Below are 19103 nucleotides of genomic sequence, written 5' to 3'. Positions count from 1 at the left end.
ATGATTGAAGTTAAGAAATTGAATAAATCATTTGGCGATCTTCATGTATTGAAGGATGTCGATATAAATGTCAAAGAAAGTGACGTGGTCTGCCTGATTGGCGCCAGCGGCTCGGGAAAAAGCACCTTGCTACGCTGCCTGAACTTTTTGGAAATCAAAGATAATGGGCAAATTATCATTGAAGGGGAGGAAATTAATGCTGATAGCCATGATTTGAATAAAGTACGCCAGAAAATCGGCATGGTTTTCCAGCACTTTAACCTATTTCCTCATAAAAACGTGATTGAGAACATTATGGAGGCACCAGTCCATGTGAAGGGTGTCAGCAAGGAACAGGCGATCAAAGAGGCAAAAGAACTGCTTGCAAAGGTTGGACTTGCTGATAAAGAAAAAGTATATCCATCCAAGCTGTCAGGTGGACAAAAGCAAAGGGTAGCTATTGCAAGAGCCCTAGCGATGAAACCTGACATCATGTTGTTTGATGAGCCAACTTCAGCTCTCGATCCTGAATTAGTTGGAGAAGTTTTAACAACGATGAAGGAGCTTGCAGAAGAAGGCATGACGATGGTCGTCGTCACACATGAAATGGGATTTGCCCGCGAGGTGGCTGATTGGGTTGTATACATGCATGGAGGCAGAATCGTCGAAGTCGGACGGCCAGAAGAGTTTTTTGAAAATCCAACAGAAGAACGCACACGTGAGTTTTTAAGCAATATTTTTTAATGTTTGAACGCTTAGGCTTCTAAGCGTTTGTTTATTGGACGGGAACAAGCGGGAAAAGTTCGTTGCGTTGAGGATATTTAAGGGAAAAAGAATGCAGAATACAAATTAACTAAAAAGAATAAGAAAGAACGACTTCTCTGGTCGGCCATCCGAGGCACAGGACGTGGCATTCTAGGCGGGCAGCGTTTGTCGGGGCTGACCAAGGCGCTTGCGCTTTTCTTTTTGCATTACGGAAAAATCATCGATCTTATGGAGGCTGACATGCTCAAAAATATTTTATCGAACTTTGTTTTTACAGTTTCAGCTGCGGTGATCTTATTGTTCGTCGTAGTTGGTGCTGCCATGCCTAAGAGATTTGGCGCGGTAGCTGGTGATTTGTTTCGATTTACGACGGTGAATTTTGGCTGGTTCTATTTGCTTGCCGTGTTCATTATTGTTTTATTCCTGATTGGACTGGCTGTTAGTAAATATGGATCCATCCGGCTTGGCGGTGAAGGAGAAAAACCTGAATTCTCCTTTTTCACCTGGATTGGCATGCTTTTTTCAGCTGGATTCGGAGCAGGGCTTGTTTTCTGGGGAATCGCAGAACCAATGAGTCATTTCTTCGCTACTCCGTTTTCAAATATAGAAGGGGAATCCCGCAGTGCAGCAAGAGTTGCGATGGGATATTCCTTTTTTCACTGGGGTGTAAGTCAGTGGTCCGTGTTTGCGATTGTTGGATTGGTAATTGGTTTCCTTCAGTTCAGGAAACAAAAAGACGGCTTGGTTTCTACAGCTCTTGAGCCGATTACAGGTACAAAGCCTGTAGTGAAAAATACGATTGACACACTCGCAGTTATTGCAACGGTGATGGGAATCGCCACATCTGTGGGGCTTGGTGTTCTGCAAATGAATGGCGGATTGAATGCTGTTTTTGATACGGAGAATTCAATCATGATTCAATTGGGGATTATTTTAGTCATTTTCATTGCCTATATGATCTCTTCTTCCACTGGGCTTAATAAAGGAATTGCGATGTTGAGCAATCTAAATCTAGGACTTGCCCTGGTTCTCTTATTGTTCGTTCTGATTGCCGGGCCTACTGTTTTTATTTTGGAAAGCTTCACACTTGCAATCGGGGATTATTTTGCCAACTTCATTCAGTACAGTCTCAGGCTGCAGCCTTACCAGGAAGGAACCTGGACAAGGGACTGGACAATCTTCTACTGGGCATGGGCTATTGCCTGGTCGCCATTTGTTGGGGCATTCGTGGCCCGGGTTTCAAAGGGCAGAACAATACGCGAATATATTTTTGGTGTCATGGTGATTCCTCCTGTGATCGCTTGTCTATGGATTGCCGCATTCGGCGGGACGGCATTATGGAATGATCTGCAGAATGACACGGGTATTGCTGCAGCAGTCGATGCTGATTTAACATCTGCTTTATTCAAGACATTTGAAGTTTTGCCAATGTCAACCATCCTATCGATTCTATCGATTATTTTGATTTTCACATTTCTGGTCACTTCAGCAGATTCAGCAACCTATATCCTTGCAAGTATGACCACATCTGGAAGCTTAAATCCTCCCATTTTTGCTAAAATTGTCTGGGGTACACTAATGGCTGCTATTTCTGCAGTCCTTCTATACGCCGGTGGACTGGAAGCTTTACAGACTGCTTCCTTAATTGCCGCACTTCCATTTACAGTCTTGCTTCTGCTGTTGATATTTTCGATCCTTAAGCTCCTGAAAAAAGAACCATTGCCAATTAGACCGGCAGATTTAAGGAGATTCAGGAGACTGGAGAAAGCGGCAAGCAATGAACAGGAGAAAAATAAAAAATAATGCCAGGAAGCCTGCAAACAGATTTAGACTGCAGAGAGGGTCGATTTCCATCGAATCTCTTTGCGGTCTTTTTTCGCTAAGCTTATTTTCGGTCAAGGACTAATTTGCATCCAGTGAAGGAGAAATGAATTATTTTAATAAAGCTTGAAACTTTTTTCCGGTCCAATCGTATTACATATCAAGAAATATATGGAATAAGGGAGGGTAGGAATTTCGATTTTAGCGAGGGGTGATTGGGCATGCCGATAGAAACAATTTACTTATACGGATTGGTGATTTCGGGTGTTATCACGATTCTTTATCTTTTTTTCGGTGACGCCCTTGAAGGACTGACAGAAGCAATTCCTTTTGTGAATCCGACATTGATTTTTTCATTTGTGACAATTTTTTCTGCAGGGGGATATTTAAGCGAAATTTTCACTAGGCTGAACAGCTTGTTGATTGCTGGAGCAGCAGCCATTATTGCTCTTATTCTTGTCACTTTAATGAATGTGTTTGTGTTACTTCCTTTATCGAAAGCTGAGGAGTCACTTGTCTACAAAGAGAGTGACTTGCGGGGAAGAATTGGTACCGTCATCACTGGGATTCCGTCAGATGGATATGGGGAAGTCTTGCTTGAGAATATAAGTGGCCGCATCTCCAAACCGGCAGTCAGCTTCACAAACACCAATATTCCTTATGGCAAAAAAGTACTCGTGATCGACATTGAAAAAGGAGTGCTGCAAGTAAAATTATATGAAGAATTAGAGACCGATTTTTAGGAGGAGAAGGTATGGATCTAATGTTTATCGTAATTGGTTTTGTGTTTTTTTTACTCATCGCATTGGTCGCCGTTTTCATCACAAAATACAAAACGGCTGGACCGGATGAAGCCTTGATTGTGACAGGAAGTTTCCTTGGCAGCCGCAATGTGCATACAGATGAATCGAATAATAAGATCAAGATCATCAGGGGCGGGGGTACATTCATCCTTCCGGTGTTTCAACAATCTCGCCCGCTCAGCCTGCTGTCCAGTAAGCTTGAAGTAACAACTCCGGAGGTCTACACAGAACAGGGAGTACCCGTGATGGCAGACGGTACTGCGATAATCAAAATTGGCGGATCCATTAGTGAAATCGCCACTGCTGCTGAACAGTTCCTTGGCAAGTCAAAAGAAGATCGGGAAAATGAAGCGAAAGAAGTATTAGAAGGGCATCTACGATCGATTTTAGGATCGATGACTGTCGAAGAAATCTATAAAAATCGTGATAAATTCTCCCAGGAAGTCCAGCGCGTTGCTTCCCAGGATCTTGCAAAAATGGGGTTAGTGATTGTTTCGTTTACGATTAAAGATGTCCGAGACAAAAATGGGTACCTTGATTCTCTAGGGAAACCTCGAATTGCCCAAGTAAAACGTGATGCAGATATCGCAACTGCCGATGCAGAAAAAGAAACACGCATCAAAAAAGCGGAAGCAGATAAAGAAGCGAAGAAAGCCGAATTTGAACGTGCGACTGAAATCGCCGAAGCTGAAAAAATCAATGGGTTGAAAAGGGCTGAGTTCCGCCGTGAACAAGACATTGCCAAGGCTCGTGCCGACCAAGCATATGACCTCGAAAATGCCCGTGCCCAGCAAGAGGTAACAGAACAGGAAATGCAGGTCAAGATCATCGAGCGCCAAAAGCAAATCGAGCTCGAGGAAAAAGAAATTCTCCGCCGTGAACGGCAATATGATTCCGAGGTCAAGAAAAAAGCCGATGCAGACCGCTACTCAGTTGAGCAATCTGCAGCCGCAGACAAAGCAAGACAAATCGCCGAAGCAGATGCAAATAAATACCGCATTGAAGCAATGGCGCGTGCCGAAGCAGAAAGAATCCGCATGGATGGACTCGCAAAGGCTGATGCCGAGCGAGCACAGGGGGAAACAGAAGCTGAAATCATCCGCCTGAAAGGAATCGCGGAAGCAGAGGCAAAAGAAAAGATTGCCGAGGCATTTGAACAGTTTGGCCAGGCAGCTATTCTCGATATGATCGTAAAAATGCTTCCTGAATACGCGAAGCAGATAGCAGCTCCTCTTGGCAACATAGATAAAATTACCGTTGTCGATACTGGTAGCAGTGGGCCCAATGGCGGAGCAAACAAAGTAACCAGCTATGCGACGAATTTAATGTCAACACTCCAGGAATCACTAAAAGCATCATCAGGTATTGATGTTAAAGAACTGATCGAGAACTTCTCAGGAAAAGCCAATGTCAAAAACAGCATCGAAGCATCTACAGATGAAATTCGGGAAAATAAGCCTAAAAATGGAATTCAAGCAGCTGTCAAGCAGGAAGAATAGAAGGAAAACCCGTCTGAAGTAACAAATTCAGGCGGGTTTTGTATGCGGGGAAAATGTTAACGAAATATTCATAAAGATGGACGACCCAGATAAATCGTTTTTTAAAAGAACTAAATGATACACCTTCTAAGTTAGGTCAGAATCATAAACTACTCGCCCAAAAATTACTTGAATTGCATCATGAGAAAAATCCGTATACCACTCTGCTAGACTATAATTATGAAAAATTGAAAAAAGGGATGTACTGCCATATTTGTGGTTCATTTAAAACGGAGATTAAAAATTTTGATTTGGTTTGCGGTAAATGTGGTGAACAGGAAAGGATTGAACAAGCTGTTCTGCGATCTATTCAAGATTTAAAAATTCTCTTTCCGGAAATTAAAATAACGACGCAGATTATCAATGAATGGTGCGATGGAAAAATCAGTAAGAAATCAATTACGAAAGTTGTGAAGAAGAACTACGTATCAACTGGTAGGACTTCTGATACTTATTATGAATAACTCTCATAGATTAATGGAATAAGTTCGGACAGGTTACGGGAAAAACAGGCAAAAGTAGTCCGAAGTAGGCCGGAGTTCGGACAGGTTTCAGGGAAAACCGGAAAAAGTAGTCCAATGGGTTCGGACTGCTTTGGTTCTGTCTGAATAAGGCTTTGACAATAATAAAGTAATTTTTTGTTATGTGTTTGCCAAATGTTATAATGAACAGAATCATAAAATCTTTCTGAATCTGGAGGCAATTATGCTGACTTTTGATCAAAAACTTTCCATTATTGAATCTTTCCAAGAGCTTGAACGAAAAAATGTTTCTATGAACCGTGTGAACTTTCATTATCCAGATAGCAGCTATGATAAGAAAATTGTTGTCTATCACTTACATCCAAACGGAAATGGGTATGTCTATGGAGAATTTTTAGATGGATATGAGTCTGATGGGAAGGGTATGGTGAATATTCGCGATTTTACTGGGGACGAGCTAAAAACGATCATTGAACTCTCCATTGAGTCACTTACAGCTAGCAATACGATTGAATCAGCTATTATCGAAGACTATAAAGACGAGCGCTGGGTCAATACAGACAATCACACGCTAATCTTAGTTCATGAAGAAGACAGTTGGAATGTATATGCCGGCCTAAATTTGGATGGCACATTTCTATCTTATAATGAAGCAAAACAGTATTTAGAAGAAGAAGGATTCAGGAAAAGATAAAAAGGATGCCACAGGCATCCTTTTTATCTTTTCTATAATTTAAACTGGGCGGTCAGTTTTTCTAACTCTAAAGCTGTTTGTTGCAGGGTTTTCGTTGTTTCATTCACATTTTCAGCGATTCGCAATTGTTCCTGAGTAGATTGATCTGTTCGGTTAGTTCCTGCTGCAATCTGCTGGGAAGCCTGTGAGACGGTGTCGAGTGAGTTTGTGATTTGTTCGATCGCAATCACCTGCTGTTCAATCGCCGAAGCAATATTGTTTGAGTTATCCTCAATCTCTAAAGTGGTTTCATATATATCCTTCAGTGTTTCTTTGGCGTGAGTGGACAGGTTTTTATTGTATTGTACTGCTTCTCTTGTCTTAAAGATGTAATCTACTGCATTGCGTGTATTTTGGACATTTTCATTTACAATGGTAATAATGGTTGCAGCTGACTTCGCACTCTCTTCAGCAAGCTTTCTGACTTCACTTGCGACCACTGCAAACCCTTTTCCGTGTTCACCAGCCCTTGCCGCTTCTATGGCTGCGTTCAATGCCAACAGGTTTGTTTGGTCCGAAATGGTGTTAATGATCTTAACGAATTGGGTGATTTTGTCTGATTGCTTTTCCAGCTCTGTAATAATATTAGCCAGATGATTTGTGTTTTCGTCAACTAATTCCAGTCCCTCCAGCATTTCATCAATCCTTTTCGTGCCTTCTTTGGAAGTGGCAGTTGAATTTTTGGCAATGAAGCTAGCCTGCTGTGCGGAAGCGTTAATTTCTTCAATTCCTGCATTGATTTCTTCCAATGTTGCTTGCATTTCCTCAATATTGGCATTCTGTTCCTGTGTACTTGCTGCCGCCTGTTGGTTCGCGGCCGTTAATTCCCTGATGGCTTCAACAGAGCTGGAAGCAACACTTGATAACCCTGTTGTTTCATTGGAAACTTCCTTCGTGCTTGCTTGCACCTGTGAAACCAAGGTGCGGAGCGATGAAGTCATTACATTGATGCTTTCTGCTAAGGCACCGATCTCATCTTTTGAACGCACCTTGATGTCATCTTGCGATAAATCACCATTTGCAATATTCGACGTCAAATTTTTAATCTTATTTAAAGGTTTAATCAGCCTTGAAACCAAGATATACATAGCTGCGCTTGAAAGGAGCAGGATAATGATCGACATGACCCAAATCCCTGCAACTTCACGATTGATTTTCTTATTGATTTGGGAAACGTCAAACTCGACCCCATATAAGGCAATTGCCTTTCCGCCCATGTCGGTAATGGGAGCAAACCCGGTCATTTTTGCCCCAGTATCTGACTTAAATATATCCGTAGTCGTTCTTTTGTTTTCCTTAAAAGCCTCCATTGCAGCTTGATCAAACGCTTTTCCGCTGGAATATTGTGAACCATAGGTGAGGTCATCCTTCATCATTGCTGAACTCATCGTCGGAACGATGAATTTATTTCCATCCTGAGTGATCAAATAGAGATTATGTATTAAGGGGTTTTCCTTAAGAATTAGATCCATTTGTTTTTGCATTGAAGTGACACCGGGATTGTTCTTAGATGGATTGCCGATGATGGTATTAGCTTTTCCAACGGATACCTGATCCGCCAATAAGCTTGAAATGGTCATGAGTTCAGCTTCCATTGACTCGAAATTACTGGACTTTATCGTATACTGGGCATATAAAGTCGTTGCCATTGCAAGGATAAGGATGGAAATGATACTCAAGGAGACGATCTTCAGCTTTAAACTCATATTCCCTTTGAGCAGGGGTCCGACTGCTTTTTTCTTTTTAACAGCGATCTTTCTTTTCATAAAACGCAATTTGTCCACTCCTTTTGATTCTGCCTAGCGAAAATATCGTTATTGTTATTTTCGGTAAAATTTAAAAATAGTTAAGCGGAAAATTCTAAATAAAGATCATGCATTCCTACTTTTAAAAGTTTCGAATACTTGGACTAAGTGAATAAAAGGTGTTAGCTGTTAAACATACGGGTATAATGTAAAGAATGATTTCAATGAAATTTTGAAGGAAATGCTCTGTAGGAGGTGAATGCCTTACAATATGTAAGGCTTGCCCGTTGATTATTACGAATTTATTGTTAGTGATTTTGTTAATTGCATTGACTGGTTTTTTCGTTGCAACTGAATTTGCAATTGTGAAAGTTAGGAGTTCACGGATTGATCAACTGATTGCAGAAGGAAGGAAAGGGGCGCAATCAGCTAAACACGTCATCACGCATCTCGATGAATATTTGTCTGCCTGTCAGCTTGGGATTACCATCACGGCTCTTGGCTTAGGCTGGTTAGGGGAACCGACAGTGGAAGCGATGCTCCATCCCGTTTTTGAAAGCTTGCATCTAAATGAGTCATTATCTGGTCTCTTATCGTTTGCTATCGCGTTTGCTTCGATTACTTTTTTGCATGTTGTAGTGGGAGAACTTGCCCCTAAGACGGTTGCTATCCAAAAAGCAGAAGCAATCAGCATGGCATTTTCAAAGCCAATTATTTTGTTTTATAAAATAATGTATCCCTTTATTTGGGCGCTGAATGGATCAGCCCGGCTTTTGGTCGGTTTATTTGGCATAAAGCCGGCCTCCGAACATGATATAGCTCATTCAGAGGAGGAGCTGCGGATTCTGTTATCGGAGAGCTTTGAAAGTGGAGAAATTAACCAGAATGAATTGAACTTTGTTAATAATATTTTTGAATTTGATGAGCGGATCGCTAAAGAAATTATGGTTCCTAGAACGGAAATTGTTACGTTTGACATTTCGGACGATGTGGAAAAAATTATTGATGTGATTCAAGAGGAGAAATACACCCGATACCCTGTAGTCGATGGGGAGAAGGATAATGTTGTTGGAATGATTAATATCAAAGAAATACTGACTGCGAAATTGACACAAAGGGAGCTCCAAAAAGAATCGATTTTGTCATCATTTATTAAGCCAGTCATTAAGGTGATTGAGAACATTCCCATACATGATTTGCTCGTGAAGATGCAGAAAGAACGCATCCATATGGCAATCTTGATCGATGAGTATGGGGGCACCTCTGGCCTCGTAACTGTGGAGGATATTTTGGAGGAAATCGTTGGGGACATCCGTGACGAATTTGATGTAGATGAAATAGCCGAAATTAGAAAGATAAAAGAAGGCCATTACCTTTTCAGCTCAAGAGTATTGATTGATGAAGTGAATGATCTGCTAGGCATCCATATTTCCGAAGAAGATGTGGACACTATTGGCGGGTGGTTCATGACCAAGAATATGGATGCGGAAATTGGTGACGAGATTGAGGAAGAAGGGTTTCTTTTCAAAATCATTGAGATCGATGAATACCACATTGCCTACTTAGAGGTTACCAAGATAAAAGAGGAGTAAAAAATAAAAAAGAAAGACGCCTAGAAGGCGTCTTTCTGCGTATTGAGGCGATTGACTGCACGCCACATCGTGCATTTCCGCGAAGGAGTGTCAATCGGCTTACACAATTCAGCTCATCGCTTGATTAATATATCATGAGCAAGATGTGTTAGCAAGAGGGAATTTTCGGAAGCATTCCTTTATTTTTCTATGAAACCCTTAATGGCTCCAATTCGTATTATAATAGACTGAAAGATTTACGGAAAGGATTTTTATCGTGAATAAAAAGCTGTTTGGGAATGCATCCTTCACTTTCTTGTTGATTTTTGATGGTGATTCTGCTATATTCCCAGTTTCTTAATAGATCGGAAGTACAGGAAGATGCTACTCTGCCAAAGGACCTCCATCCGCTTGTCTTGGAGAAAAAGGAAACGTTGGTCAAGACGGCTGCTGATTCAGGGATCAGCATCATTGTGACGGATGAATTCAGAAGTTTCCAGGAACAAGATTCTTTGTATCAAAAGGGCAGGACGACAGATGGTCAAATTGTCACCCACGCAAAAGCTGGGGATTCTTATCATAATTTTGGCCTAGCAATAGATTTTGCCTTATTGGATAAACAAGGGAAAGCATTGTGGGATACAGCCTATGACGGAAATGGGAACGGAAAATCGGATTGGATGGAGGTAGTTGCCATAGCTAAGGAACTTGGATTTCAATGGGGAGGAGATTGGGAGCACTTTAAAGATTTTCCTCATTTTGAAATGCGTTTCGGACTGACGATTGATGATTTGCAACGTGGGAAACGGCCTCCGCAAAACTCGCTGACTGCCTCAAAAAATTAATCAAAGCATCGGGCAGGATTCCTTATGGACTGCACCGATGCTTTGGTTTGTTATTTTTGATTAGAGACAGTGGAAACATCTGTATAAGGCTTTTTGATTTTAAGCAGCTGCTTAATGATGAGGCTAGGCCCACCAAGCATTAAGAGGTAGCGCGCCTCGATCACTTGCTTCATTAAAGCAGCAAATGAACCGGAGATTTTCAAACCGAACACTTTTCCTACGGCCACCTTATTTCCAATGGAAGCGACCGTGCCTTTATGATGATACATGAAAGGTTTAAGCGGTTCCCCCCTCAGGCTGGCAATCATATTGGGACCACATAGAACTGCCTGTTGTAAGGCCACTTGTGCGGTCGGAGGAAGGGCATTTTTCTCATCCTTCATGCATAATGCAGCATCCCCGATACAAAAGACATTTTCTACACCTTTTACCCGTAAAAATTCATCAACCGGAATACGGCCTCTTGAAATAGGCAAATTTAGTTTTTCTAGGAGGAAATTACCGCGAACACCAGCAGCCCAAATCAATGTTTTGGACGGAAGTACCTCTCCATTGTCCAAGTCAATTGAAGTTGGAGAACATTTTCGTATTTTAGTAGAAGTCATTAATTCAACATTGTTCTTTTTTAAATAAGTGGTTGTAAAATCAATTGCTTCTTGATCAAATCCTGGCAGAACGGTGGGACAAGCTTCAATAGTAATGATTCTTGTTTTGGAAAACGGAATATCATAGGCGCGGCAAAGATTTGGCAATGCTTCAAGGAGTTCGCCCACCATTTCAATACCGGTAAAACCTGCTCCGGCTACCGCAAAGGTAAGTCTAGATGGATCAGCATCAATTTTGTAAGCAGAGAACTGTCTGAGAATATGGTTATAAATAGCTTTTGTGCTCTGAAAGCTTTTGATTTTAAAGGCATTTTCTTCTACTCCTGGAATATCAAAGGTAGCGACATCAAAACCTAGAGAGATCAGCAAGTAGTCATACTCTATTTTATCGCCAGAATCAAGATAGACTTTCTTTTTACCGAAATCAACATTCTGAACGGTTCCTTTTTTAAAGTGAATCTTATTTGTCTTGAGCAAATTTGGAATGTGCAGCGCGATTTTATCGTCTGATGCCGTTCCGGCGCCAGTTTTATGAAGCTGGGTTGAAATATAATGGTAATCATGTTTATTGATCAACGTTACTTCTGCTTCGCCGTCACTCAGTGATTTCTCCAGTTGCCGGCTTGTAATCAAGCCGCCATACCCTGCACCGAGTATCACTATTTTGGGAGTTTTCATTGGATCTCCTTCTTTCCGATTTATCATTGTGATATATTTCACAATACCGATGAAAAAAATAAAACCTAGAATTGGTTTTTATAATCATTTTTGTGAAATAATTCACATTCTTTATACCAATAGATTACTATAATCTTCTTTTGGAATCAAGTCATCTTCTGCTGTTAATTTTAACAAAAGTTTGAACAATAATTGTTTTTTCTGTCTTTAAACTGCTTAGCCCTGGATTCCCAGGGCTAATTTTTATTGATCACTATCCATATATTTCTTTGCGCTTGAAGATGAATCCTTTGTATGATGACCGTCCTTTTCTTCTTGCTTTTCCTGATTAAGGTCTTCGATTGGAATGGGATCAACAGTTAACTCACTTTTGAATGTATCATGGAGACTTTTTTTTCGGGTACTATACTGTTCTGGATTGTCCATGTTTTGCGTGTTATCTACAGGAGTTGACTTTTTAACCATCCTTTTCACCTCTCTTTTTCATCTGGCTCCCTTTCTGTTCTAATGGAACCATGCTTTCGAGTTTTTTGTGATTATCAAACCTTTTAACAAAGAAATACCCCTTTTAAGTCTATTTAAAACATTATCGTTTCTAATGATTTCACAATTCTAATTTACCCGATGTCCAATGTCTTTTGTGCCTTAATCCTTCATACAGTTAGAATGTATGTTTAATTATTGGAATATGGAGGGGAAGCATCATGATAATTATCCGGTTTCCAGATGCGGATGGTAAGCAAAAGCTGCAAAATCTGTCTGGAAAACAGAAGGAAATATTCGAAGCTCTGGATCATAGCCTGACATTGTTTGAGTTTGATACAAACTTTCAACTCTTATTTGAAATTAGGTTAAGGGGAAATATCATTGAAGCGGCGCTGGGCCTGAAAAATGCTTCGGTAGCCTTTACCTCATTTAAATACTCTAAATTCAATCCAGTCTATTGGACAAAAGGTCCAAGCGGCTATTTACTGAATCCTAATGTGAGACCGTCAGATGCCATTTCTGACATTTTTACGAACGGGCAGGAATATGGGTTTGAATGCTCTACCGCAATGGTGATTATTTTCTACAAAGCGGTCCTCGATTCCATCAGAGTGACGGATTTTGACTACTTATTCAGGGGATTGCTTGTCTGGAACTGGAATTATGACCATGATTTGGCGATCATTACCTTAGAAGGGAGTGAATTCATTCCCGGGGATGTCGTCTATTTCATGAATCCGGATTATGAAATGCCGATTTGGAGAGGAGAAAACGCGGTTTTTCTAAGAAAGGGATTATACTATGGTCATGGAATTGGAATTGGAACAGCAGAGGAAATGATCGAGGCGCTTAACACACTCAGAAAAAAGGGATCGACCACATCAGCCTTTATGCTACAGCAACATAGCAGGCTAAACTCTAAGTATTTGGCTCAATATTCCAATTAATGAACCCAAAAAACTGGAAAAGGCTGGCAGTATTGTCGGCCTTTTATAGTGGGGCCTGGCCCCAATGTTCGATATGCTACGCTTTTCTCCTTCTGCTCCTTTCAGCTCATTTTTTTTAAAAGGGATTTCTTATACGATAGACGAGGAATAGTTTAAAAAATTAGGGGAATATAAAAGGAGATAAATTCTATCCGATTCTACGTTACGGATGGGTAATTTACAGGCGGAAAAAAGGGAGTTTTTGAAGATGCGGTTATCAGAAGTACTGGATGCCCTCGGCAACAGTTTAAAAAAATACATAAATGGTGCAGACCTTGAGTTGACAGGCATTCAAATGGATTCGCGCAAAGTGAAGCCAGGAGATTTGTTTGTTGCGATTTCTGGATTTCAAATTGATGGTCATCAGTTTATTCAAGAAGCAATGGAAAAAGGGGCTGCTGCCGTGATGGGAGAAAATGAGCATCATTTGGCTGTGCCATATATCCAGGTGTTTGACAGCAGAATGGCTCTAGGGAGAGTCGCCAGTGCTTATTTTCAACATCCATCGAGGAAGCATACGGTGATAGGCGTTACCGGTACAAACGGGAAAACGACTGTTTCCTATATGATAAAACATATTCTAGAGTATGCGGGCAAAAGCTGTTCCTTGCTTGGTACGGTGTCTTATCTGATAAACAATGAGGTGTACAAGCCCTCGAATACAACCCCAGATGCTTTGCAAATTCAGGAATTGCTGGCCAAAAGCAACGATGAGTTTGTTGTTTTAGAGGTATCATCACATGCCTTAAAGCAATATCGAATTGAAGGACTGGAACTGGATTATGGGCTGTTCACGAATCTTTCCCATGACCATCTGGATTACCATCCAACGATTGAGGATTATTTCGAAGCGAAAACACTTATGTACAATTACATGAAACCAGCAGGATCGGCAATTGTCAGCCGATTGTGCAAGTGGGGAAAAACATTAACTGATCGATTGAACGCTAAAGAGATTCCTACTTATACAATGGGCAATCTTCAAACCGATGATGTAAAAATAGAAGATATTCAGCTAAACGGGGAAACCAAATTTAAAATAAAAATGGGCGGCATCGTTTATCCATTGACTCTGCCGTCCCCTGGTCTCCATAATGCCTATAACGCCGCAATGGCCTTTCTGACAACTGTCAAAATTGGCATTCATCCTAATGCAATCACGGAGGCTTTAAAGACTTTCCCAGGTGTTCCTGGAAGATTTGAAATGATTTCACATCCAGAGGGTGCAACCTTCATTATTGATTATGCCCACACAAAGGATGCGATCGAATACTGTCTGCAGGCAGCACAAGAACATAATGCTGTTAAAATAAAGCATATATTCGGATTTCGCGGAGAGCGAGATACGACAAAGAGAGAATATATGATCAAAGCGTCTGCAGAAATGAGTGATGAATTTATTTTGACATTCGATGACTTGAATGGTGTTTCAGAAGAGGAAATGAAGAATCAGCTGCAGGAACTAAATAAACAGTATGGGATGAATAAAGGGACGGTTATCACCGATAGAACGATAGCGATCCGCGATGCATGGGAAAACGCAAGCTTAGGGGAATGGATTTTAATCACCGGTAAAGGTCCTGAGGATTATCAAACGAGATATGAACTCCCTACATCATCCGATAAAGACACACTGTTATACTTACAAAAACAGCAGGAAAAAGAAAAAATAACCGGTTGAATCTTCCGCAGGCTATCAGTACGATAGTCTGCGATTTTATGCGTTCCCTAATCGTAAAATCAGGAAAGGACACAAATTAGCCTTTTAATTTTGACAATAATATGAAAACTCGTTATGTCACTCCAAAATCGATCCGCCATCTTTTATCATATAAATAGAAAAGGGAAGGCAGGGAGGTTCGCAATATGGATAAGGAAGATATTTATAAAATGCTCGAGGAAGTAAAAGAACCAATGCTAGGAGTCGATATTGTGAACCTGGGCCTCGTCTATGAAGTCAGTGTCAAAAACGATCATGATGTGGAAATCGTAATGACCACCAGGAATGAGAATTGTATGCTTGCAGATTATATCGCCCTCTCTGCCCGGGAACATTTAACAGACCAGATGAAAGACCTTGAGCATATCGACATCAAAATGGTTTCTGCCCCTAAATGGACGAAGGATCGCATGACGAGATATGCAAAATTTTTACTGGACCTATAAATTAATTCTAAAAAAAGATTGCAACTTAAATGGCAATCTTTTTTTATTTTCCATCCGCTATCCCATACTTCGAATTGGGCTAGTATTTTTTTGTTGTTTAATTGCACAAATATCCTTGGTTGAATAGGATATAGGGACACAAAAAAAGGAGGTTGTTACGATGTCAGAAGGATGCGGCTACGGCGGAGGCTTCGCCTTGCTTGTTGTTTTGTTCATTCTTTTAATTATTATCGGAGCGTCTTGGGGTTTTGGTTACTAAGTTGAACTTCGGGTAGGAGGTTTTAGAATGTACGGATACGGTGGATATGGCGGCTGTAGTGTAGGAGGAGTTGGAAACGGCAACGGATTTGTCTTGATCGTTGTGCTGTTTATCCTGTTGATTATCGTCGGCTGCTCATGTTATCTCTAAGGATTGGAATAAGAAGATAAAAAGTGCTTGCGCCATTGGTGCAAGCACTTTTTTCATTCCATCATAAAAAGTTTAGAAAGTCAGTGAGAGTGGTAATAGTGAGGTTGTATTTATGAATTAACTTTACTTTACAGGAGGATCAGTGATGAAGAGGGGTCTAGCTTTCTTTCTAGCAGTAACAATGATTATCGGCTTGCTGGCTGGGTGCTCAGGTGAGCAAAGTGCAGAAGCTGAAAAAGCGAAAGATGGGAAGGTAGTAATTGATTTCTGGACATTCTGGGGATCAGAAACACGCAGGCCAATTATTGAAAAAATAGTGAATGATTACAATCTGTCACAGGACAAAGTCTTTGTAAAGCACACTTTTTTGCCTTGGGGCGATATTTGGACCAAGAATCTTGCGTCCGTTGCAGCCAGCAATCCAGCTGATGTAATTGTCAATGATATTAATACCGTAGCTCAGCGTGCTGAAAACAAACAGGTAGAGGATATTAGTGAGTATGTGGATGATTCATTCAAACAGCAGTTTTATCCATATTTGTGGGATACAGTCGAACAGGATGGAAAAACATACGCAGTTCCATTCAATACAGATACACGTCTCCTATTTTATAACAAAAAAGCTTTCAAAGAAGTGGGACTTGATCCAAATAAACCACCAGCAACTTGGTCTGAACTGGAGGAATATGCTCGAAAATTGGATGTGAAAAATGGCGATAAATATGATCGGATTGGGTTCTATCCTCTTTGGGGAAGTGTTGGTGCTTCCAGTTGGATGATAAATGCAGATGGTGGAAAAGGTTTTATTGCAGATGGAGAACTCGCCATTAACACCCCGAAAAAAGTGGAGGCGCTAAATTGGATTCTTGATTGGAAGGAACGGCTTGGTGAAAGGACAGTCCAAGCTTTCCAGGCTGAATTTGGCAGCGAACAGTCCAATCCGTTCATTGCAGGGAAGGTTTCCATGTGGATCGATGTAGGTACATTCTATACTCAATTACGGGATTATGGTCAGGATGTTGAGTTTGGCGTTGCGCCCATACCAGCCAAAGAAAAAGGTGCAGGAAATTGGGCTGAAGGAGGCGGTTTCGTTGTAGAAGTGCCCAAAGGCTCTAACCATCCAAAAGAAGCGATGGACTTTATCCGCTATTTGACAGATGTGAAAGCTCAGAAATACTGGGCCGTCAAAAATTATGATAATGTGGCGAATAGTGAAGCTGCGGAGGCAGCTCTAAATGAACTAAAAGGGCCGGATAAAATGGTTTATGAAGCGACAGTCAAAAATTTGAAGCAGACAAAAATGTTCCCGGTACCGATAGATTACCCAGATTATATGAGCAGATTGAATCCGCATATTGACAATGCTTTATTAGGAAAAACTGCACCTGAAAAAGCACTTAAGCAAGCGGAAGAAGATATTAAAAAAATGAAGAAATAATGCAAAAAAGAGAGAAGGCGCAACTGCCCTTCTCTTTTTGATAAGAACTAGTGTTAATGAACTTGCAAGAGGAGGTTTAGGAATGATGAAAATATCTGAAAGTACATTAGTGCACACAGAAGCTGGGCCAAAAGTGCCAACGGAAAGTAAAGATACAGAAGCAACTGTGAAAAAAGGTCTAAGTAAAAAAGCAAAAGATAATCTAGCAGGGTACTTATTCATTTCCCCATGGATCATTGGGTTCCTTGGATTGACAATGGGACCTTTACTGTTCAGTCTGGCTGCAAGTTTTACTGATTACAATATTACCTCAAAAATGAATTTCGTCGGGTTAGAAAACTATAAAAGTATGTTTACGATGGACGATTTATTTCGTACTTCCCTGTTTAATACCGTTTATTATGTTGTATTTTCAGTTCCATTGACGACTGCCGGTGCGATCATTCTGGCTGTTCTCCTGAACCAGAAAATCAAAGGCATGAAGTTTTTCCGAACCATCTATTATCTGCCGGCGGTGTTATCAGGTGTGGCAGTCTATCTTCTCTGGATGCAGCTATTGAGTCCATCAACTGGTCTCGTGAACACGATGCTAGGTTGGATCGGAATTACAGGGCCAGCGTGGCTGTTTGATCCTGATTGGACCAAGCCTGCATTGCTATTGATGAAAATGTGGAGTGTTGGCGGAGGAATGCTTTTGTATCTGGCTATTATGCAGGGGGTATCGCCGCAAATGTATGAAGCAGCTGACATGGAGGGGGCCTCGCCGTGGCAAAAGTTTTATTATATTACCTTGCCAATGATTTCTCCCATTATCTTTTTTGATGTTATCACCAGTACGATTGGAGCATTTCAAATTTTTCAAGAAGCATATGTCATGACGGAAAATGGCAGCGGAGGACCCGGGAATTCGCTATTGTTCTATAATTTGCATATGTGGAATAACGCCTTTGAAGTCTTTAACATGGGATATGCTTCGGCAATGGCATGGCTGTTATTTCTCATCGTGATGATTTTGACCTCAGTGAATATGAAGCTCGGTAAGAGATGGGTGCATTATGAAGGAGGAAATGATAAGTGAGTTCCGTGTCTGCTCCAAAATTTTACGAGACGAAAAAGTTTAAGGATAAGGTTAAATACACATTTGTTACATTTGTGTTAATTGCTGGCAGTATGCTGATTTTGCTGCCATTATGGTGGATGATTTCGACTTCACTTAAGTCCCCTGCTGAGATTGCCCAATATCCACCGACATTTTTCCCAAAGGAGTTCCATTTCAACAATTACATTGAGGCCTGGCAGACTGCGCCTTTCACTCGCTGGGCATTGAATACTCTCTTTCTAGCTTCTGTTGGAACGATCGGTAGTGTGCTAGTGAACTCGTTGGTTGCTTACGGTTTTGCTAAAATCCACTTTAAAGGCAGAAATCCACTTTTTATTCTCGTTCTCTCCACCATGCTGATTCCCGGATTTGTTACAATGGTGCCGCAATATATCCTGTTTTCCAAACTTGGATGGGTAAACACATACTTGCCTTTGCTAGTGCCTGCATTCCTCGGCAGTGCCTTTTTCATTTTTTTGCTTCGCCAGTTTATGTTAGGGATACCGAATGAACTGATGGAGGCAGCTGTACTAGATGGAGCGGGACATTTGCAAATCTGGTGGCATATCATGCTTCCATTGACAAAACCGGCTTTAATCACGGTGGCGATTTTCTCTTTCAATGGGGCATGGAATGATCTATTAGGACCATTGCTGTATATTAATGATGAAAGCATGTACACTTTGCAGATAGGCTTGCAAACCTTTAAAGGTACGGTCCAAACACAGTGGCATTATTTAATGGCAATGTCTGTTACAGTATTGCTTCCAGTCATTTTCTTGTTTTTCTTTTTCCAAAAGTACTTTATCGAAGGCTCGAATCTCTCATCTGGAACAAAAGGATAAACACAGAAACTAAAGAGATTGCCCGCAGAAGCAAAATGAATTTCTGTTGGCAGTTTCTTTAGTTTTTCGTTCCTAGCCAGTTTGCTAACCTGTTTCTGTCCTCCTTGTT

18 protein-coding genes are annotated in these 19103 nt (G+C 40.9%); 15 read left to right on the top strand and 3 right to left on the bottom strand.

The window, feature by feature from the left end; all coding sequences use genetic code 11:
• The 5 genes from J2S25_RS08660 to J2S25_RS08640 all read left to right on the top strand — a co-directional run bounded on the left by J2S25_RS08660 (window position 1) and on the right by J2S25_RS08640 (window position 6082).
• Window positions 1-723: an amino acid ABC transporter ATP-binding protein gene (locus tag J2S25_RS08660; protein WP_084221829.1), complete on the top strand. Its 723-nt coding sequence runs from the start codon at window positions 1-3 to the stop codon at window positions 721-723.
• Window positions 724-984: 261 nt separating this feature from the next.
• Window positions 985-2547 (top strand): BCCT family transporter, encoded by a 1563-nt coding sequence (locus J2S25_RS08655; protein WP_307191740.1) that lies wholly within the window; start codon window positions 985-987, stop codon window positions 2545-2547.
• 239 nt (window positions 2548-2786) lie between these two features.
• Window positions 2787-3308, top strand: coding sequence for an NfeD family membrane protein (locus J2S25_RS08650; protein ID WP_307191700.1), 522 nt, complete (start codon window positions 2787-2789; stop codon window positions 3306-3308).
• An 11-nt stretch (window positions 3309-3319) separates the two neighbouring features.
• Window positions 3320-4867 (top strand): flotillin lipid rafts scaffold protein FloT, encoded by a 1548-nt coding sequence (gene floT, locus J2S25_RS08645; RefSeq protein WP_307191699.1) that lies wholly within the window; start codon window positions 3320-3322, stop codon window positions 4865-4867.
• 744 nt (window positions 4868-5611) lie between these two features.
• The gene (locus tag J2S25_RS08640; RefSeq protein WP_307191698.1) at window positions 5612-6082 is read left to right on the top strand and encodes a hypothetical protein; all 471 of its coding nucleotides are present in this window, start codon (window positions 5612-5614) and stop codon (window positions 6080-6082) included.
• 32 nt (window positions 6083-6114) lie between these two features.
• Here J2S25_RS08640 and J2S25_RS08635 read toward each other — a convergent pair whose 3' ends face one another.
• The gene (locus J2S25_RS08635) at window positions 6115-7887 is read right to left on the bottom strand and encodes a methyl-accepting chemotaxis protein (protein WP_307191739.1); all 1773 of its coding nucleotides are present in this window, start codon (window positions 7885-7887) and stop codon (window positions 6115-6117) included.
• Window positions 7888-8153: 266 nt separating this feature from the next.
• Here J2S25_RS08635 and J2S25_RS08630 point away from each other — a divergent pair, with 266 nt between their 5' ends.
• Both J2S25_RS08630 and J2S25_RS08625 read left to right on the top strand, forming a co-directional pair.
• Window positions 8154-9458, top strand: a complete 1305-nt coding sequence (locus J2S25_RS08630) for a hemolysin family protein (RefSeq protein WP_307191697.1) — start codon at window positions 8154-8156, stop codon at window positions 9456-9458.
• Between the two features lie 308 nt (window positions 9459-9766).
• Entirely contained in the window at window positions 9767-10282 is a 516-nt protein-coding gene (locus J2S25_RS08625; RefSeq protein WP_307191696.1) for a M15 family metallopeptidase, read from the top strand.
• A gap of 50 nt (window positions 10283-10332) precedes the next feature.
• Here the strand turns inward: J2S25_RS08625 and J2S25_RS08620 are convergent, their stop codons facing one another.
• Both J2S25_RS08620 and J2S25_RS08615 read right to left on the bottom strand, forming a co-directional pair.
• The gene (locus J2S25_RS08620; RefSeq protein WP_307191695.1) at window positions 10333-11565 is read right to left on the bottom strand and encodes an NAD(P)/FAD-dependent oxidoreductase; all 1233 of its coding nucleotides are present in this window, start codon (window positions 11563-11565) and stop codon (window positions 10333-10335) included.
• Window positions 11566-11808: 243 nt separating this feature from the next.
• Window positions 11809-12030 (bottom strand): YczO family protein, encoded by a 222-nt coding sequence (locus J2S25_RS08615; RefSeq protein WP_307191694.1) that lies wholly within the window; start codon window positions 12028-12030, stop codon window positions 11809-11811.
• Between the two features lie 239 nt (window positions 12031-12269).
• Between J2S25_RS08615 and tgl the strand changes: the two genes are divergently transcribed.
• From tgl to J2S25_RS08575, 8 genes are all read left to right on the top strand, one after another.
• Window positions 12270-12998 carry a spore coat transglutaminase TGL gene (gene tgl, locus J2S25_RS08610; protein ID WP_307191693.1) on the top strand — a complete coding sequence of 243 codons (729 nt, stop codon included), beginning with the start codon at window positions 12270-12272 and terminating at the stop codon, window positions 12996-12998.
• Between the two features lie 247 nt (window positions 12999-13245).
• The gene (locus tag J2S25_RS08605; RefSeq protein WP_307191692.1) at window positions 13246-14718 is read left to right on the top strand and encodes a UDP-N-acetylmuramoyl-L-alanyl-D-glutamate--2,6-diaminopimelate ligase; all 1473 of its coding nucleotides are present in this window, start codon (window positions 13246-13248) and stop codon (window positions 14716-14718) included.
• A 185-nt stretch (window positions 14719-14903) separates the two neighbouring features.
• Complete coding sequence (locus tag J2S25_RS08600) at window positions 14904-15203, top strand: metal-sulfur cluster assembly factor (RefSeq protein WP_307191691.1); 300 nt, start codon at window positions 14904-14906, stop codon at window positions 15201-15203.
• Between the two features lie 160 nt (window positions 15204-15363).
• The gene (locus J2S25_RS08595) at window positions 15364-15462 is read left to right on the top strand and encodes a YjcZ family sporulation protein (protein WP_023615168.1); all 99 of its coding nucleotides are present in this window, start codon (window positions 15364-15366) and stop codon (window positions 15460-15462) included.
• A gap of 27 nt (window positions 15463-15489) precedes the next feature.
• Window positions 15490-15612, top strand: coding sequence for a YjcZ family sporulation protein (locus J2S25_RS08590; protein ID WP_084221826.1), 123 nt, complete (start codon window positions 15490-15492; stop codon window positions 15610-15612).
• A 145-nt stretch (window positions 15613-15757) separates the two neighbouring features.
• Window positions 15758-17050, top strand: coding sequence for an ABC transporter substrate-binding protein (locus J2S25_RS08585; protein ID WP_307191690.1), 1293 nt, complete (start codon window positions 15758-15760; stop codon window positions 17048-17050).
• A gap of 82 nt (window positions 17051-17132) precedes the next feature.
• On the top strand, window positions 17133-18128 hold the full coding sequence (locus tag J2S25_RS08580; protein WP_307191689.1) for a carbohydrate ABC transporter permease: 996 nt from the start codon (window positions 17133-17135) through the stop codon (window positions 18126-18128).
• Complete coding sequence (locus J2S25_RS08575; RefSeq protein ID WP_044394225.1) at window positions 18125-18994, top strand: carbohydrate ABC transporter permease; 870 nt, start codon at window positions 18125-18127, stop codon at window positions 18992-18994. The genes J2S25_RS08580 and J2S25_RS08575 overlap by 4 nt, the downstream gene beginning before the upstream one ends.
• Window positions 18995-19103 lie beyond the last annotated feature (109 nt).

This window comes from Mesobacillus stamsii, from assembly GCF_030814065.1.
GTDB lineage: Bacteria > Bacillota > Bacilli > Bacillales > Cytobacillaceae > Mesobacillus > Mesobacillus stamsii.
This window is presented reverse-complemented; position numbering and strand designations above follow the sequence as displayed.

What these genes read in the sequence shown, in the direction of transcription:
- J2S25_RS08605 (WP_307191692.1), top strand. Translation starts at nt 13,246, where the DNA reads ATGCGGTTATCAGAAGTACTGGATGCCCTCGGCAACAGTTTAAAAAAA.
- J2S25_RS08650 (WP_307191700.1), top strand. Translation starts at nt 2,787, where the DNA reads ATGCCGATAGAAACAATTTACTTATACGGATTGGTGATTTCGGGTGTT.
- J2S25_RS08595 (WP_023615168.1), top strand. Translation starts at nt 15,364, where the DNA reads ATGTCAGAAGGATGCGGCTACGGCGGAGGCTTCGCCTTGCTTGTTGTT.
- J2S25_RS08600 (WP_307191691.1), top strand. Translation starts at nt 14,904, where the DNA reads ATGGATAAGGAAGATATTTATAAAATGCTCGAGGAAGTAAAAGAACCA.
- J2S25_RS08655 (WP_307191740.1), top strand. Translation starts at nt 985, where the DNA reads ATGCTCAAAAATATTTTATCGAACTTTGTTTTTACAGTTTCAGCTGCG.
- J2S25_RS08580 (WP_307191689.1), top strand. Translation starts at nt 17,133, where the DNA reads ATGATGAAAATATCTGAAAGTACATTAGTGCACACAGAAGCTGGGCCA.
- tgl (WP_307191693.1), top strand. Translation starts at nt 12,270, where the DNA reads ATGATAATTATCCGGTTTCCAGATGCGGATGGTAAGCAAAAGCTGCAA.
- J2S25_RS08660 (WP_084221829.1), top strand. Translation starts at nt 1, where the DNA reads ATGATTGAAGTTAAGAAATTGAATAAATCATTTGGCGATCTTCATGTA.
- floT (WP_307191699.1), top strand. Translation starts at nt 3,320, where the DNA reads ATGGATCTAATGTTTATCGTAATTGGTTTTGTGTTTTTTTTACTCATC.
- J2S25_RS08625 (WP_307191696.1), top strand. Translation starts at nt 9,767, where the DNA reads ATGGTGATTCTGCTATATTCCCAGTTTCTTAATAGATCGGAAGTACAG.
- J2S25_RS08590 (WP_084221826.1), top strand. Translation starts at nt 15,490, where the DNA reads ATGTACGGATACGGTGGATATGGCGGCTGTAGTGTAGGAGGAGTTGGA.
- J2S25_RS08620 (WP_307191695.1), bottom strand. Translation starts at nt 11,565, where the DNA reads ATGAAAACTCCCAAAATAGTGATACTCGGTGCAGGGTATGGCGGCTTG.
- J2S25_RS08585 (WP_307191690.1), top strand. Translation starts at nt 15,758, where the DNA reads ATGAAGAGGGGTCTAGCTTTCTTTCTAGCAGTAACAATGATTATCGGC.
- J2S25_RS08635 (WP_307191739.1), bottom strand. Translation starts at nt 7,887, where the DNA reads ATGAAAAGAAAGATCGCTGTTAAAAAGAAAAAAGCAGTCGGACCCCTG.
- J2S25_RS08615 (WP_307191694.1), bottom strand. Translation starts at nt 12,030, where the DNA reads ATGGTTAAAAAGTCAACTCCTGTAGATAACACGCAAAACATGGACAAT.
- J2S25_RS08640 (WP_307191698.1), top strand. Translation starts at nt 5,612, where the DNA reads ATGCTGACTTTTGATCAAAAACTTTCCATTATTGAATCTTTCCAAGAG.